Here is a 15634-nt window from a genome sequence, read left to right on the forward strand (position 1 = left end):
CGCTTACGGCGACGACATTCGCTCGATGGTATCGGTACCGGGCCGGGCTGGTAGGCGGTTCAGCGGGCGTCCGAATCGACTCCGGCGATCCGATCGGCCGTGGTGAGCGGGATCGGGGTGAACATGGCGGGTTCGTCCCCGGGGACCAGCGCGGTCGGGCCGTAGATCCAGTCGGTGAACGAGTAGTCGCCGGTCTCGCGGGCGCGCAGGAGAACATTGCGCTGTTCGCGGGGCCGGCCGTCGAGATGCCACAGTTCGCCCCAGGCGCGGGCGGTGAGTACGACGCGGCGGCAGTGTTCGGGACGAACCGCCTGATAGGCGGCCAGGGCGCCGTCCCAGTCGACGGTTGCGCCGGCGCCGCGTCGCCGTCGGGCGTGTTCGGCGAGAACCCAGCCGTCCTCGATCGCCATGATCGCGCCCTGGGCCATATATTGCAGCGGCGGGTGGGCGGCGTCGCCGAGGAGAGCGATCCGGCCGTCGACCCAGGTGCCGATCGGATCGCGGTCGTACATGCGCCACCACTTGTCGCGCCACATGTGTGGCAGGCGTTCCCGCACGAATGCGCAAGTGCCGGCGAAGGCGTCGTCCAGTTCGTCAGGGGTGCCCCAGTCCGCGAGTCCGGCCAGCGCCTTGTGGGATTCGAAGACCGCGACCTGATTGAGCAGATCGCCGCCGCGCAATCCGTAGTGGACGAAGTGGCACCGCGGGCCCACGTACACCACGACCTCGGACAGATCGACCGGCCGATCGACCGACGCGATCGGCACGGTCCCGCGATAGGCGACGTACGCCGAGGAGACCGGGCGATCGTCGGCGAACCGGCGCCGCGCGACCGAATGCAGTCCATCGGCCGCGATCACCACCGGCGCCTCGTGGACGGCACCGGAATCCGTTGTGGCGGTGGCATTCTCGCCACCCTGCGCATACGCGGTGACTCGTTGCTCGGTGAGCAGTTCGACACCGGCGTCGCGGCACGCGTCGAGGAACAGGGCGTGCAGGTCGCTGCGGTGGATGACCAGATACGGATATCCGTACCGTCGTTCGAGGTCGCGCAGGTCCAGTGCGGTCAGTTCGCTCGCGTCGACCGCATCACGCATCACCATGCGGTCGGGGACGACGCCACGCGCCCTCGCCTGCTCCAGCAGTCCGTACTCGGCCAGGATGCGGGTGCAGTTCGGGGCGAGCTGAATGCCGGCGCCGACCTCGCCGAACCGCTCCGCCCGCTCCAGGACCCGGACCCGCAGTCCGAGGCGTGACAGCGCGAAAGCGGTACTCAGTCCGCCGATTCCGCCGCCGGCGATCACGACATCGGAGGTGCTCATAGGGCAGCTTCCTTACAACCAGGGGCCGAGGTCGGGGACGTCGGCGAGCGAGTGGGGACGACCGGCGAGGTAGGCGGCGACCTCGGGCAGCGGGCCGCGTGGCAGCGCGTCGAGTCCGCGTCTGGCGCGGATGTCGTCGACGAGCGCGGACAGGAATTCGCCGGGAAGGTCGGCGAAGCCGGCGCCCGTGCCGAGATCGACGGTATGGACACACACTTCCCGTGCCCGCAGCCACGGGATCTCCGTGGCCGGCACGGTCCGCCCCTGCGCGGTGACGACCTCGCGACGCCAGTCGTCGCCGGTCAGGGAACCCATCGCTGCCGACAGCGCGCGTACCGACCCGTTCAGCCAGGCCACCAGATCGGCCGCCGAACGGGTCGCGCCCTGTTCGATATCGGAATCACGTTGCCGCGCCGAGGAATACATCGGCATGCGGATGCCGGTGCTGGCCCAGTGCACCAGATTGCCGAGCGCGTCCGCGTTGGCGGCGACGTGCGCGACGAGGTGCTTGCGCGTCCAGCCGGGCAGCGGGCTCGGCGCCGACATCGACGCCTCGTCCAGAAGAGCGACCTGGGTGCCGAACAGGGAGGTGCCCTGCTCGGCCCAGCGCAGCGCGTCCGTGAGCGTTCGCCCGGTCACGATGCCTTCACGACCTTGTTGGTGCACGCACCCAGGCCGTCGATCCGGGTGACCACGGTTTCCCCACCCACGAGATACACCTTCGGATCCCGGGCGTGCCCGACACCGGCGGGGGTTCCGGTGGCGATCATGTCGCCCGGGTTCAGGCGGATGATCGTGGAGACGTACTGCACGAGGCGGACCGGATCGAACAGAAGGGTGCCGGTGTCGTCGTGCTGCATGACGACACCGTCGACGATGGTCTCGACCCGCAGTGCGGGCCGGACGCCGCCGACCTCGTCCGGTGTCACGACGTAGGGGCCGACCGGCGTGACGGAATCCCAGATCTTGCCCTGGGTCCATTCGATGGTCCGGAACTGCCAGTCCCGCACGGAGATGTCGTTCATGACGGTGAAGCCCGCGATGGCGTCCGTGGCCTGCTGCTCGGTGGCCCGGCGCACCGGCTTGCCGACGACGACCACCAGTTCGACCTCCCAGTCGAGAGCGTCGGTTTCGGCGGGTTTCACGATCGGATCGTCGGCGCCGATGAGGGAGTCGGCGTATTTCGGGAAAAGTGTGGGGTAGCTGGGCAGTTCGCGGCCCATCTCCCGAATGTGGTTGGTGTAGTTGTGCCCGACGCAGATCACCTTCGACGGGTTCGGCACGACGGGAGCGAAGTCGGCGCCCGCTACCGGCCAGGTCTGCCCGGTGGCCGCGGCGGCGACCGTGGGCCAGTCCTCGCGGGCGAACAGCGCGCCGAGGTCGTCGTAGCCGAGGTCGACCAGACGGTCGCCGTCGAGGCGGACCGCGCGGGTGCCGCCGTCGACGCGGAGGGTGGCGAGTTTCATCGGACGGTCTCCTGACGGTCGAGGTGGAGTGCTTCGAAGACGGGCGCATCCGAGAACCGGAAGAGGTCCAGTGCGCCGGAGTCGGAATCGGTGCGGCCGGATTCGGAGGTGACGGACAACGATTCCCACGACGGGACGACGAACAGATCGCCGCGGGTCACCGACCACGTCGTGTCGCCGACGGTCACCGTGCCCGAGCCGTCGAAGACCTGGTACACCGACGAACCGGTCTCGCGCACGGGTGCGGTCTGTGCGTGGCGAGCGATCCGGTGGAACTCGGCGCGAATCGTCGGCAGCACGTCGGCGCCGTTGTGCGGGTTGGTGAATCGGACCGCCGCGTGGCCGGGTTCGACGGTGCCGCCGTACCCTTCCCGCTCCAGCTGCAGCTGGTCGGTGAGGGCGGCGTCGGTGTGCTCCCATTTGTAGGCCAGCAGTGGCGAACCGGGCGCGACCTCGCCGACCGACAGCGGCCGCAATCCGGGATGACCCCACAGTCGTTCCGAGCGTGAGCGCTGGGGCGTGATCCGTTCGGCCGCATCGATATCCGTGCGTCCGAATTGGAAGAACTGCGCCTCGGTCAGGTATTGGAACGGGATGTCGAGCCCGTCGATCCACGCCATGGGCGACGCGGTCGCGTTGTGATGGGCATGCCAGTTCCAGCCCGCCTGCGGCAGGAAATCGCCGCGGCGCATCGGGACCGCGTCGCCGACCGCCCGCTCACCGCTGCCGCCCACCACCGTCCACACACCCGAGCCTTCGACCACGAAGCGGAACGCGTGCTGGGTGTGGCGATGTTCGGGCGCGTCCTCGCCGGGCATCAGATATTGGATCGCCGCCCACAACGTCGGTGTGGCGAACGGCCGCCCGCCCAGGCCCGGATTCGCCAGTGCGATCGCACGACGCTCGCCGCCGCGGCCGACGGGGACGATATCGCCGGCCTCGGCCGCGAGCCGCAGCAGCCGCTCCCAGCGCCACAGATGCGGCACCGCCCGCGAGCGGGGATGGGCGGGCATCAGATCGCCGATCTCGGTCCACAGCGGCACCAGCAGTTCCTGTTCGAAACCGCGGTACAACCGCTCGAGCGCGGGCGTCACATCCGGCTGATCCGGCGCCGCGACCGCTCGCAAGCGGACAGGGGTGTCAGTCGTGCTCATAACGCCTACAGTGACGCGTGCCGCGGCGCCGGAAAACAGAATTCTGCTCAGCAGAACCAGGCCCGGTTCGACTTCGTACGGGTCGCTACCAGTATCGGACCTGCTTCCCGTCGGTGTCGGTGATGAAGACGAGCGCGTCGGCGGTGTCGAGATCGGCACGGCGCAGTGGGATGTGGCCGAGGACCATCGGCTCGCCCGTGGCGATCGCCGCAGGCAGCGAATCGCGCAATTCACTGGCGGGAAACAGGGTTCGGCGTGTCGTCGCCTGCGCCAGCACACCCTGCAGGCTGGCCGGATCGCAGGTGGTGGCGCCGTCGGTCGTCACGACCGTGTAGCGGTCTCCGAGCGCGAGGGCGACGAGCGCCCCGGCGCCACCCCAGCCGGGCGTGTCCTCGCCGGGGGAGTGCGCGCGCTGGAGGTGGGCGTTGTGTGCGAAGACGAGACTCGGCCCGCGGTGCCGCTCCCGCTCGACGATCGCCAGCAGGTTGTCGGCCATCAATTCGGCGCGCACGCTCAGCAGGGCACCGAGGCGATCGGCGGCCGGAGTGGCCATGGCCGCGTGGTAGCGCAGCAGGCCCTGGGCGGTGCGCGCCTGGGCGACCGCCCGGTCGTAGCCGATCGGATCGGCCGGTCGCAGACCGGGACCCGCGCGGTGCAGCGCGCCGGCGAGGTCGTCGGCGACGACGCGCAGAGCACGGGCACGGTCGGAATTGCCGACCGAGGCGGCCGGATCGAACATGGCCGCCTCGTTCGTCCACTCGGTATCGGCACCGAGCAGGGCGTCGAGGTCACGTGCCGACTCCGGCCGCAGCGCCGCGGGCAGATAGCCGGCGACCGCCGAGAGCGGGTCGCGCGGACTCGGCGCGGCGGAGATCTCCACCGGCGCGTCGAAACCGTAGCAGCGCAAGCGATCTCGCGGTGGCCGCCCGGCGTTGTAGGCCCGCAGCCATTCGACGAGTTCGCGGTTGCCCGGGACCGCGCCGAAGCCGTGGCTGAACCCGGTGGCGAGGACCTCGTCGATATCCGCGGTGGCGCCGTGGATGTAGTCGTCGACGCGGGTGGCGGCGAAGAGATCGATCTCCAGCGCGATCGACCGGAATCCCCGCTCCACGAGGTGGGCCAGAATGTCGTTGCGCAGCAACGGGAATGCCGCGATTCCGTGCGTCGGCTCGCCGAGCCCGAGCAGCGCCGGAGGTTCGGGACGCGCGGCGAGCAGTTCGTCGAGCGTGCGGCCCAGGCTCGCCGGGTCGTCGAGTGGGCGGCCGATGGCACGCAGGGCGGTGGCAGTGGACATGGATACCCCTTTCCGGCATCGAATACCTTCGACACTATCGTTGAAGGTTCGAGTGAAACTTCCGCGGAAATGAGCTGGTATAACACCGGTCGAAGTCTAAAACGGAGGTATATCCTGCGACCCGTCGATCTCGCCCGCGAACACGGATTGTCCCCGCAGGCGATCCGCAATTACGACGATGCGGGCATCCTGCCGCCGACCGGCCGCACCGAGACCGGTTACCGCCGCTACACCCCGCGGCACGCGCTGGCGCTGCGCGCCTTTCTCGCCCTTCGCGCCGGGCACGGGCATCGGCAGGCCGCGGAGATCATGCGCGCGATCCATCGCGACGACCTCGAATCCGCCTACCGGCTCATCGACGCCGCACATGTCGCGCTACTGACCGAACGCGGGACTCGCACCGAAGTCGCGACGGCCCTGAGCGGCCTGTCCGCCGCGCCACCACCGGTTCCCGGGCCGCCGATGACCGTGGGCGAACTCGCGCGCCGGATCGGGGTACATCCGGCGACCCTGCGCACCTGGGAAACCCACGGCATCCTGCGCCCCGACCGGGACCCCGCGACGGGCTACCGCCGGTACGGCCCGGACTGCGTGCGTGACGCCGAGATCGCCAGGCAATTGCGCCGCGGGGGCTACCTGCTGCCGCAGGTCGCGCAGTTTCTGGAGTCGTTGCGAGAGGCGGGCGGCGCGGCGGCGCTCAGGGTATTTCTCGAGGCGTGGCAGCAGCGTCTGATCACCCGTAGTCGCCATCTGCTGACCGGCGCCGCCCGGCTCGACGAGTACCTGACGCTGGTGGACCCGGCCCGGTAGCCGGTCCGGATGTCGCGCGGACTCGTAATGGGTTGTGGCGGTTGGCCGATGGGTATGTCAGGGACATCATCACACCGAAGGAGGCAGCGTGAAACGATGGATCGTGCGGACGTTGGCGATGGCCGGTGCGGCAGCGCCGTTGGCGTTCGGCGGCGTGGCCGGCGCCGACACTCCCGGGCCGGTGTACTTCTCCGCCGGGACTTTGAACTGCTCGATCGCCGACGACGGCAGCGTGGGATGCGACCTCGCCACGCCGACGTGGATGTCCATCCAGCTCGGCACCAACGTTTCGGTGCCGGTTCCCTTCCCGGTTCGCGAGGTCGTCATCGACGTGCCGTGGGCGCCCGCGCATCCGGGGTTCGATGCCGGGACTCCGCACACCCTGCCCGGCGGCAACCCCGATATCTCGACCTACGGCCAGAGCGCCGGGTCCGGGCCGACCGCCGGCCCCGCGGTCTCACACGCCGGATCGACGTGCGCGGTCGGCTTTCACGGCAGCTTCTCCTGTGATGCGAAGGGCCACCACTTCTTCTATTACGAGGCCATCACCGGCAGCTGATCCAGCCGGCGGAAACCCTGTCGCGCGATTCGCCCGTGCTTCGATCGATGGATCCGGACGAATTGCGCGACAGGCTTTTCCGGGACTGTCACGTACCGTTCAATTCGGGCAGTTCGCTGGCCCAGCGCGCATATGTGTGTTCCGGCGTGACCGTGACGACGTCGGTGATCGCGAGCAGGTCGGCGGGGATCACCCGGTCGGCGAAGTGGTCGAGGCTCGGAACGACGACGGCCTCGGCATCGAGTCGCACCACCGCGTCGATCAGCTGCTGGATCGGATCGCAGGTGCGGTTGCTCAACGCCACGGTCTTGCATAGGTTGTAACCCAAACGCCCTGCCAGCCAGCGTATTTGGGACTCGTCCCAATGCTGGTGCCGTCGCGACACATCTCTGCGTAGATATCCGAGGGCAAGGAAGGTCATATCGGTCCATCCTCGAGTCGACTGCACGCGGGCGAACTCGTAGGCCAGGGAGCTTCTCTCTCAGCATCTTTCTGGCAAACTCAAGCTTAACGGTGTTTTTCGTGCCGTGACAACCAGCGGCCGCGGGACCGGCAGGCGGGTGTCCGGTCGAGTTTGCTGAGGGGGACACCGATTTTCGCAGGTAGCGGCCATTTTTCAGCGGCCGGCGCACTGCGCCGAAGATCAACGGGGACACGCGTTCAGGGCACTTTCATCGCCGCCGCATGCCCTCTGCTCGGCACACGGTGGCGCGAGTGTAGAGCGGACATCAGGCAGCCCTGTCCGACTTCCGGCTACTCGGCGAAATAGTGTGCGACATCGGTCTTTTCGGGTGCGGTGACCGAGAGCGCGGCCCATGGCCGGAAACGCGCGTGGCTCCAGCACCACACTGTGCTGGAGCCACGCGAAGGCCGACGATGTCGGCCGGTCTCGGTCAATCCCGGTCGAATGCCGGTTCCGAGGTGTCCGGTTCGGCGGCCTCGCTGCCGGCGGGCAGGTCGTAGCCGAGCCGCACGTCGTGTTCGACCGCGCCGCCGGCCACCTCGACCCGGGCCTCGCGCGGCGGGTAACCGCGGACCACGACGGTGTGGGTGCCCTCGGTCAGGTCGGTCACGCTGTAGCGGCCCTCGCCGTCGGTGCGGGCCGTGCCGAGGACCGCGCCGGTCTCGTCGAGAACCGTGACCAGCGCGTCGGGGACCGCCCGATCACCGGCCCGGACCGAGCCGGTGAGCACGGCCAGCGGGACCAGCTCCACATCGTGGTGCAGCACGCCGCTGTCGGGCACGGTCAGGGTCATGGCTGTCGGGCGCAGATGCGCGGCCACCGCGACCAGCGTGTAGGTACCGCCGACGACACCCGAGCACAGGTATCCGCCGTCGGCATCGGTGACCGCCGCGCCGACCACCTGGCCGCGCAGATCGGTGAGGGTGACGGTGGCGTCGGGAACCGCCCGGCCCGCCGCGCGGACGAAGCCGGACAGTTCACCCGAACCGTGCAACGTGACGTCGAGGCGCTGCGGCCGCCCGTCGACCGCGACGGTGACCGCGGTCGGCTGCTGTCCGCGCGCCGACACGATCAGCACGTAGCTGCCGGGAGCCGGCGGATCGATCACATACCCGCCCCGCGGGTCGCCGGTGGCACGCGAGACCTGATGTCCCTGCTGGTCGATCAGCGTCAGCGCCACACCGTCGAGCGGATGGCCGTCGGTGCGCAGCACATGTCCGCTGATCGAGCGCTCCGACCGGGCGGGCGGTGCCGCGGCGGGCATCACCGCGGTGGCCGCGAGGGCGTGGCGACCGGCGGGAACGGGATGTCCGTTGGTGGCCGGCCGCCCTGTTTCGGCCTCGGCGTCCGCGTCGGTGACCAGGCCGGCGTCGGCCGCTTCGGCCAGTTCCTGCGCCTCGTGCTCGACGTAGTCGCCGCGGGCGAACCAGGAGGCGATCGAACCGAGCAGCATCATCACCGCGGCGGCGAGGAACACCACCACCAGACCCGAATGGAACGGATCGGAGATCAGGTGCGGGAAGAACTCCTGGCCGGTCAGTACATCGGAATGCACGCCCGGCTGGTCCAGGGTGCCGCTCGGGCCGAGCAACTCCTTGAACGGGTTGTAGCCGAGGAAGGTCGCGAACAGGCTGCCGACCGGCGGCATATCCGCGATCTGTCCCGCGACATCTGCCGGGACGCCCTGGCCCTTCAGCCCGGAATTCATCGCACCGGGCAGCGTGCCGGACAGGCCGACGATCATCAGCGAGAAGAAGATGCCGATCGACAGTGCCATACCGCCGTTCATCAGCGTCGCGCGCATACCGGAGGCGACGCCGCGCTGCGAGGCCGGGACCGCGGACATGACCTCGGCGGTGTTCGGCGAGGTGAAGATGCCCATGCCGAGGCCGTTGAGCAGAATGATCAGCGCGAACAGCCAGTAGTTGAAGTTCACCGGGATCACGATCAGCAGGACGAAGGTGATCGCGGCGAGCAGCAGGCCGCCGGTGGCGAACAACCGTCCGCCGAAGCGGTCGCTCAGATAACCGGACAGCGGGCCCGAGACCAGGAAGCCGATGGTCAGCGGCAGCATGTAGATACCGGCCCACAGCGGCGTCGATTCGAAGTCGAAGCCGTGCAGCGGCAGCCAGATGCCCTGCAGCCAGATGATCAGCATGAACTGCAGGCCGCCGCGGCTGATGGAGGCCATGAGGCTGGCGAAACTGCCCAGCGCGAAGGTCCGGTTGCGGAACAGGCTCAGGTGGAACATCGGCTGCTTCGACTTCGCCTCGATGACGCAGAACAGCACGAGCAGCACGATGCCGCCGATGACGCCGGTCAGCACCCAGGGGTTGCCCCAGCCGGTCTTGGAGTCGCCGTAGGGCTGGATGCCGTAGGTGATACCGGCCAGCAGCGCCGTGAGGCCGAGGGCGAAGGTGACGGTGCCGGGGAGGTCGAGCGATCCGGGCTGGCGGGCGCCGTTGTCGTGCAGCGACTTGTAGGACCAGATGGTGCCGAGGATGCCGAACGGCACGCTGACCCAGAAGATGGCCTTCCAGTCCCATTCGGCGAGCAGCCCGCCGATCAGCAGACCCAGGAACGAACCCGCGACCGCCGCGACCTGGTTGATACCCAACGCCATACCGCGCTGCCTGGCGGGGAAGGCGTCGGTGAGGATGGCCGTCGAATTGGCCATCAGCATGGCGCCGCCGATACCTTGCGCCACGCGCCAGGCGATCAGCCATATCGCGCCGCCGCCGAGATCGAACGGATCGAACGACAGCGCTATCGCGCAGACGGTGAATATGACGAAGCCGAGGTTGTAGATGCGGACGCGGCCGAACATGTCGCCGAGGCGGCCGAACATCACCACCAGCACCGCGGAGGTGAGCATGAAGCCCATCAGCATCCACAGCAGGTAGCTGACGTTGGCGGGTTCGAGCGGGTTGAGGTGGATCCCGCGGAAGATCGCCGGCAGGGAGATGATCACGATCGACGAGTTGATCGTGACCATCAACATGCCGAGGGTCGTGTTCGACAGTGCCACCCACTTGTAGTGCGGGTGGTCGTGATCTACCCGGAGCCGGCGGCCGATGGTCTGGATGTCGGAGGCATCCAGGTCCTCGGCGGGTTGGGCGGAAGCCAAGTTCTCTCCCTCATCGACAGGAAAACGGAATGGGTCTCCAAATAATATAGTTGCGATGGCTAACTAATTGAAGAGGAGTATGTCACGTCCGAATTGTCCGGACTCCAGGTTTGATTCGGCGGATATCTATTCACGGTGCGACGCGACCGGCGCCATCGAACGGGGGACACGTCTGCGGGAACTTCCGGCAACCGCTGAGCAGCGGGTAGCGTATCGCCGCGCAACACTGCTCTCGGATCGCCCTTTGTGTGTCGTTGACCCGATGGTTCACCTTTTCGAAAGGAATTGCATGCCAAAGGATTTGACGCAGTTGCAGTTGCTCATCGAACTAGAGCCGGTCGTCGCGAGCCAACTGGACCGGCATCTGGCCACCGCCAAGGAATGGCACCCGCACGATTACGTGCCCTGGGACGAAGGCCGCAATTTCGCGGCACTCGGTGGCGTCGATTGGGATCCCGAACAGTCCCGGCTGTCGGAAGTGGCGAAGGTCGCCATGATCACCAATCTGCTCACCGAGGACAATCTGCCCTCCTATCACCGGACCATCAGCGAACATTTCTCCCGCGACGGCGCCTGGGGGACCTGGGTCGGGCGGTGGACCGCCGAGGAGAACCGCCACGCCATCGCCATGCGCGATTATCTGGTGGTCACCCGCGGGGTCGATCCGGTGGCGCTGGAGCAGGACCGGATGGTGCACATGACGCGCGGGGTGCACGCGCCCGATCACTTCCACGGCATGCTCAACCAGGTCGCCTACGTGACGTTCCAGGAGTTGGCCACCCGTATCAGCCACCGCGCCACCGGCCGGGTGTGCAACGACCCGATCGCCGACACCATGCTCGCGCGAATCGCGGCCGACGAGAACCTGCACATGATCTTCTACCGGTCGCTCGCGGCGGCGGCGTTCGATCTGGCGCCGGATCAGGCGATGGAATCGGTCACCAAGATCGCGAAGACGTTCGCGATGCCCGGAAACGGAATGCCGAACTGGCGGCGCAACGGTGTGCTGATGGTCAAGCACGGCATCTACGATCTGCGCCAGCATCTCGACGAGGTGCTGACTCCGGTGCTGCGGCACTGGAATGTCTTCGGCCGCACCGATTTCACCGAGCGGGGCGAGCGCGCCCGCCAGGAGCTCGCCGAGTATCTCGACAAGCTCGGGCGCGACGTCGTGCGCTTCGAGGAGCAGCGGGCGCGCATCCTGGCCCGCGAAGCCGCCAAAGCCGAGGCCCTGCACCCCGCCCGGGTATGACCGGGCGGGGGAGATCAGCGGGCCATGGGTTTGCCGTGGCCCGGAATCAGCAGCCGTGGCCGTCGTGCGATCAGCGATTCCGCGGTGGTGTGGGTCTGTGCCTCGTCGTGGTTGAACACCTCGGGTAGTGCTTGGAGTCCGGTGTCGGGCAGCAATGGATGACCGGTGACCAGTGCGTCGCCGCTGAAGAGGATGCCCTCGTCGGGCATGAGATAGGCGGTGTGGCCGGTGGTGTGCCCCGGCGTGGGGACGGCCACGATACCGCCGGGCAGCCGGCGCAGGGTGTTCTCGTCGCCGGTGGTGGCGGTGGGGACGCTCATGCGGACGTGGCCGCCCAGCGCGCGCAGCGTCTGGAACACCCACCGCGGTCCCCCGGGAGTGCGGAGCTGGCGGGCCATATCGGCGGGAGTGATCTGCTGCAGATACTCCCGGCGGGCGTGCGCGGCCTCGTCCGCTCCCGTGTAGACCGGCACACCGGTGCGTTCGACCAGGGTCGGGATGGCGCCGACGTGGTCGAGATGGGCGTGGGTGAGCAGAATCGCCGCCAGGTCGGCCGGTTCGTGGCCGATCTGGCGCAGGGAATCGAGCACCGCGCCGGTATCGCGCGGATAGCCGGCATCGACGAGGACCACGCCGGAGTCGCCGGTGATCAGCGACCAGTTGACGTTCGTTCCGGCCACCACGTACACCGAATCGGCGACCTGCTCGATGACGCTCATGCGACAGCCGCCGGACGCTCGAGCCGGACCCATGGCACCGGCATCGGGCCGGAGGCGATCGCCCATGCCGCGATCGAGAGCCCCGCGGCGATCCCGCGGCGATCCTGGGAAGCGGTCGTGCCGGGGACGGACCGGTGCTGCCGGTCGCCGAAGTCGAAGTGGTTCTGCACACCGGCGATCGTGGTGGCGGCGGCCGCATCGCGCAACCGCACGACGCTCGTTTCGCGCGATCGGTCGCGACGGACCGGCCGATGAAGCTTACGCAAATCTGCTGTGCGCGTCAGCACGCGGCGCGGGTGGGGAGCGAAAGCGGTTGTCCGGCAACCAGTTCGGCGGGGCCACGCGGTGTCTGCAGGGTGATCGGGTCGCCCGAGGTGAGGGTTAGCGTCGTGGTCACGGGCCCGATGTGGACGGTCAGGCGGGTGTCACCGACCGCGAGTTCGCGCACGGTCAGGCCGGCGGGGAAGCCGCTGGGCAGCATCGGATCGATGGCCGGGCCACTGTCGGTCCAACGCCATCCGAGGGGCGCGTAGAGCAGTCCCTGCAGGAATCCCGCGGCGCCGGTGACGAAGATCCACGCCGACTGTCCCTGCGCGTTGGCCCCCGACCGGTCCCCGCGTGCCTCGGCCTGGAATTCGTACGGTTCGCGGGCGTAGGGCTGCACGGATCGGTCCAGATAATCCTGGGTGCGGCAGGGGTCGTAGCGGGCGCTGAGGATCGCGCCGACGCTGTTGCTCATATTCGGGCCGTCCGGATCGGTGCGGTCGAAGTAGTACCGCATGGTCGCGGACGGTGAGTAGCCGGGCGCCGCGTAGGTGAACGGATAGCTGAGCAGCACCGTGTCGGCCTGTTTGATCGGGGCGCCGGTGTAGCCGAGATATTCGGCGGGCACCCCGGGCGCGATATCGGGCGGCATCGCCATATGCGCGCCGATATCGGCCCAGCGCGGGTCGACGGGAAGTCCGGACAGTCCGGCCGCTCGGGCGGCGATATCCATCGTGTTGCGCACGCCGCCGTTGGTGAGGGCATTGTCGATCGAGAAGGCGACGTACTCGTCGGATCCGGCGGCCGGGGCGAAATGGTAGGCGCCGTCGGGCAGTTTCGGCCCGATCCGCGCGGTCAGATAGTCGGCGATCGCGGTGATCACCGGGGCGCCGCGGGTACGCAGCCAGTCGCGATCGCCGGTGGCCAGGTAGTACTGCCATTGGGCCAGGGCGATCTCGTTGTGCAGATGTTCCTCGGTGAGGCCACAGCCGATCGGGGACGCGCAGCGCTGGGCGGGCCCGTCGTTCCAGGGGTACAGCGCGCCGGGCAGGCCGTAGCCGCGGGCGTTGGCCCGCGCGGCGGGCAGTGCGGCGGCGCGGAAGTCGACCACGGTGCGCGCCAGATCCGGGTACAGCGCCAGCAGGGTCGGGAAGATCCAGGTCTCGGCGTCCCAGAACGTCATGCCGCCGTAGTCGTCGGACGACAGTCCCGCGGGTTGCACCGACCAGCGCTCGCCCGCGCGGACGCTGGCCAGGACGGAATACAGTGCGGCGCGGATCCATCGGGTGTAGTCGGTGCGGCCCGGGATCTCGAGGGTGGGCTGCCACAGCCGGTCCCACTGTGCGGCGTGGGCGGAATGTGCGGCCTCGAAGCCCTGGGCGCGACCCGCTTCGGCCGCGGCGGTGGCGGCGGCCAGGGGATCGGGCCCGTAGTCGGTGGAGGAGATGCCGGTGTAGGCGGTGAAGGTGTAGCTGTCGTTCCCGGTGGCGGGCAGAACGTACCGGATGCCGTCGGCGCCGGGCAGTGCGGTGCCGGCGGCCTGCGGCGGGGAGTCGACGGACGACACCACGAACGCGGTGTCGGCGGTCCCGTCCGCGCGGACTCCCGCCACCGTGCGTCCGCTGCTCGGATCGGCCGTCGCCGTCACCGAAACGACCCGGCGCGCCGCCGCGCCGTCGATCCGGTCGACGACCGCGACCTCACCGGCGCGATCGGGTGTGACGGTCAGTTTCTGCACCGCGAGGTCCGGCCGGTCGCGGGAGACGAAGGTGTCGTAGCGAAGCCGCAGCCGGTGTTGCGGGTCCGGTGTCCAGTCGGCCCGGGTGGTGACCGTCGCGGTGCGGTAGTCCAGCGTCTGCCGGTACTCGTGCACCGTGGCCGGATCCACGTCCGCGTCGTATCGGTGCCCGCCGACCTCGACGGTGAGTCCCGACCAGGCGGGCAGCGCGGCGATCACCTGGGTGTACTGCGGTGAGGGCTCGGCCTGCGCGTAGAAACCCGCCAGATACGTTCCGGTATAACGGGATTGCTGCAGTGGGAACGAGGTGCGCACCGCATCGCCGTAGTCGTGGTATCCACCACCGCTGGGCGGCAGTACCGTCCCGATCCGGCCGTTACCCAGATAGGGCGCGGCGTGGAAATCGCCGGGTGCGAACGATTCCGACGTCGCGGACCACAGCTCGTCCGCCGGGGCCGCGGTCACCATCGGCGGCGGTGCGGCCACCACACCGAGGACGACGATCACTACCGGCCACAGGCGCCGACGCCGCGCAGCGGGCGTCCTTCGGATCGGGCTCACCCCGACGATCGTCGGAACCTGCCGCCGCGCGGTCAACCCGACACGCTCGGTGCCGCGATATCGGGACGCGAATATCGCCCGGCGCCTCAGTTCTCGGAGAAGTCGATCCCGTTTGCGGAGAAGTCGATCTGGGCGGCCGCGTTGCCGACCGCGGTCACCATGCCGGTGCCGATCGGCCCGCGCGAATCGAAAAGTGTTGCGGTGCCGACGGATACACCGTTGCCGGTGAGGTGGGTCGCGGCTTGCAGCCCGATCCGGTCACCGACGGGCAAGCGGTCGAGTGCCACGGTGAGATCGGCGTTGATGTATCCGATGCCCTGCGATCCCCAGTTGGTCACCAGGCTCGTGGACTCGGCGGCGACCACGGCCTCCACGAACGCGCTGCGTTCCTCACCCTCGACCGCGCCCAGCGGGACCGCCCACAGGCTCTTGCGGCCGGAGTTCTGATGGTCGCCCATCGACGTCGACCAGTCGTTGTCGCTGCGGTACCACCAGTCCACCCCGGCGTCGGTGGGCGGGTCGAACGGATGCTCGGAATGCCACTCCTCGCCCGGAGGGGCGTCGGTGGCGCGCAGCTGGACGAGCCGCGCCTCGGCGACCTCGACCTCACCCTGGCGGACCGTGGCCGAGGCGATGTGGATCCGCCGACCGGCGCGGATCACCTCGGTGTGCACCTCGAGCGGCTGTCCCTTCGCCGCCTTGAACAGATCGATGGTGAACCGAGCCGGGACGAAACCGGGCAGCCCGTGTTCCCGTTCGAGGGTGCGCGCGGCGGCCGCGCAGACGGCGGGGCCGCTGAGCATGTCCGCACCCCAGCGGCCGTACGCCCACTTGCGGGGCAGGTACCGACCGTCGTCGTCGACGGTGAACATGGCAGGCATATCGGTCATCAGCCCATAGTGTCC

General features: G+C 68.9%; 14 protein-coding genes and 1 pseudogene. 3 read left to right on the forward strand and 12 right to left on the reverse strand.

Annotated features, from left to right (window positions below; translation table 11 throughout):
- Window positions 1-59: 59 nt before the first annotated feature.
- The 5 genes from AC5592_RS12470 to AC5592_RS12490 form a co-directional block, all read right to left on the reverse strand.
- The gene (locus AC5592_RS12470; RefSeq protein WP_063064259.1) at window positions 60-1322 is read right to left on the reverse strand and encodes an FAD-dependent oxidoreductase; all 1263 of its coding nucleotides are present in this window, start codon (window positions 1320-1322) and stop codon (window positions 60-62) included.
- A 12-nt stretch (window positions 1323-1334) separates the two neighbouring features.
- Entirely contained in the window at window positions 1335-1961 is a 627-nt protein-coding gene (locus AC5592_RS12475) for a maleylpyruvate isomerase family mycothiol-dependent enzyme (RefSeq protein WP_063064260.1), read from the reverse strand.
- Entirely contained in the window at window positions 1958-2788 is an 831-nt protein-coding gene (locus AC5592_RS12480) for a fumarylacetoacetate hydrolase family protein (RefSeq protein WP_036505679.1), read from the reverse strand. Before AC5592_RS12480 ends, AC5592_RS12475 begins: the two co-directional genes overlap by 4 nt.
- Complete coding sequence (locus tag AC5592_RS12485) at window positions 2785-3942, reverse strand: cupin domain-containing protein (RefSeq protein ID WP_036505678.1); 1158 nt, start codon at window positions 3940-3942, stop codon at window positions 2785-2787. The genes AC5592_RS12480 and AC5592_RS12485 overlap by 4 nt, the downstream gene beginning before the upstream one ends.
- An 85-nt stretch (window positions 3943-4027) precedes the next feature.
- Window positions 4028-5236, reverse strand: coding sequence for an erythromycin esterase family protein (locus AC5592_RS12490; RefSeq protein ID WP_063064261.1), 1209 nt, complete (start codon window positions 5234-5236; stop codon window positions 4028-4030).
- 114 nt (window positions 5237-5350) lie between these two features.
- On the opposite strand from AC5592_RS12490, the gene AC5592_RS12495 reads away from it, so the two are divergent.
- Window positions 5351-6046, forward strand: a complete 696-nt coding sequence (locus AC5592_RS12495; protein ID WP_063064380.1) for a MerR family transcriptional regulator — start codon at window positions 5351-5353, stop codon at window positions 6044-6046.
- Between the two features lie 88 nt (window positions 6047-6134).
- Window positions 6135-6605 (forward strand): hypothetical protein, encoded by a 471-nt coding sequence (locus AC5592_RS12500; protein ID WP_232329326.1) that lies wholly within the window; start codon window positions 6135-6137, stop codon window positions 6603-6605.
- An 88-nt stretch (window positions 6606-6693) separates the two neighbouring features.
- Here the strand turns inward: AC5592_RS12500 and AC5592_RS12505 are convergent, their stop codons facing one another.
- The 3 genes and pseudogenes from AC5592_RS12505 to AC5592_RS12515 all read right to left on the reverse strand — a co-directional run.
- The gene (locus AC5592_RS12505; RefSeq protein WP_036509068.1) at window positions 6694-7026 is read right to left on the reverse strand and encodes a hypothetical protein; all 333 of its coding nucleotides are present in this window, start codon (window positions 7024-7026) and stop codon (window positions 6694-6696) included.
- A gap of 472 nt (window positions 7027-7498) precedes the next feature.
- Entirely contained in the window at window positions 7499-8332 is an 834-nt protein-coding gene (locus AC5592_RS12510) for an MSCRAMM family protein (protein WP_232329344.1), read from the reverse strand.
- 144 nt (window positions 8333-8476) lie between these two features.
- Window positions 8477-10069: pseudogene (locus tag AC5592_RS12515) on the reverse strand (MFS transporter); the annotation flags it as partial.
- 415 nt (window positions 10070-10484) lie between these two features.
- Between AC5592_RS12515 and AC5592_RS12520 the strand changes: the two are divergent.
- On the forward strand, window positions 10485-11447 hold the full coding sequence (locus tag AC5592_RS12520; protein ID WP_063064262.1) for an acyl-ACP desaturase: 963 nt from the start codon (window positions 10485-10487) through the stop codon (window positions 11445-11447).
- Window positions 11448-11461: 14 nt separating this feature from the next.
- On the opposite strand, the gene AC5592_RS12525 is transcribed toward AC5592_RS12520, so the two are convergent.
- From AC5592_RS12525 to AC5592_RS12540, 4 genes are all read right to left on the reverse strand, one after another.
- Window positions 11462-12166 carry an MBL fold metallo-hydrolase gene (locus AC5592_RS12525; RefSeq protein ID WP_063064263.1) on the reverse strand — a complete coding sequence of 235 codons (705 nt, stop codon included), beginning with the start codon at window positions 12164-12166 and terminating at the stop codon, window positions 11462-11464.
- Complete coding sequence (locus tag AC5592_RS12530; RefSeq protein ID WP_063064264.1) at window positions 12163-12378, reverse strand: hypothetical protein; 216 nt, start codon at window positions 12376-12378, stop codon at window positions 12163-12165. Before AC5592_RS12530 ends, AC5592_RS12525 begins: the two co-directional genes overlap by 4 nt.
- Window positions 12379-12446: 68 nt before the next feature.
- Window positions 12447-14729, reverse strand: coding sequence for a glycoside hydrolase family 65 protein (locus AC5592_RS12535; RefSeq protein WP_157121794.1), 2283 nt, complete (start codon window positions 14727-14729; stop codon window positions 12447-12449).
- Window positions 14730-14815: 86 nt separating this feature from the next.
- Window positions 14816-15619, reverse strand: a complete 804-nt coding sequence (locus AC5592_RS12540) for an acyl-CoA thioesterase domain-containing protein (protein WP_036509058.1) — start codon at window positions 15617-15619, stop codon at window positions 14816-14818.
- Window positions 15620-15634 lie beyond the last annotated feature (15 nt).

It is taken from the genome of Nocardia violaceofusca NBRC 14427 (assembly GCF_963869435.1).
Classification (GTDB): Bacteria; Actinomycetota; Actinomycetes; order Mycobacteriales; family Mycobacteriaceae; genus Nocardia; species Nocardia aobensis.

Bases quoted from the DNA above. Each gene is read 5' to 3' on its own strand.
- AC5592_RS12470 (WP_063064259.1), bottom strand. From the start codon at position 1,322: ATGAGCACCTCCGATGTCGTGATCGCCGGCGGCGGAATCGGCGGACTG.
- AC5592_RS12480 (WP_036505679.1), bottom strand. From the start codon at position 2,788: ATGAAACTCGCCACCCTCCGCGTCGACGGCGGCACCCGCGCGGTCCGC.
- AC5592_RS12485 (WP_036505678.1), bottom strand. From the start codon at position 3,942: ATGAGCACGACTGACACCCCTGTCCGCTTGCGAGCGGTCGCGGCGCCG.
- AC5592_RS12490 (WP_063064261.1), bottom strand. From the start codon at position 5,236: ATGTCCACTGCCACCGCCCTGCGTGCCATCGGCCGCCCACTCGACGAC.
- AC5592_RS12505 (WP_036509068.1), bottom strand. From the start codon at position 7,026: ATGACCTTCCTTGCCCTCGGATATCTACGCAGAGATGTGTCGCGACGG.
- AC5592_RS12510 (WP_232329344.1), bottom strand. From the start codon at position 8,332: ATGCCCGCCGCGGCACCGCCCGCCCGGTCGGAGCGCTCGATCAGCGGA.
- AC5592_RS12520 (WP_063064262.1), top strand. From the start codon at position 10,485: ATGCCAAAGGATTTGACGCAGTTGCAGTTGCTCATCGAACTAGAGCCG.
- AC5592_RS12525 (WP_063064263.1), bottom strand. From the start codon at position 12,166: ATGAGCGTCATCGAGCAGGTCGCCGATTCGGTGTACGTGGTGGCCGGA.
- AC5592_RS12540 (WP_036509058.1), bottom strand. From the start codon at position 15,619: ATGACCGATATGCCTGCCATGTTCACCGTCGACGACGACGGTCGGTAC.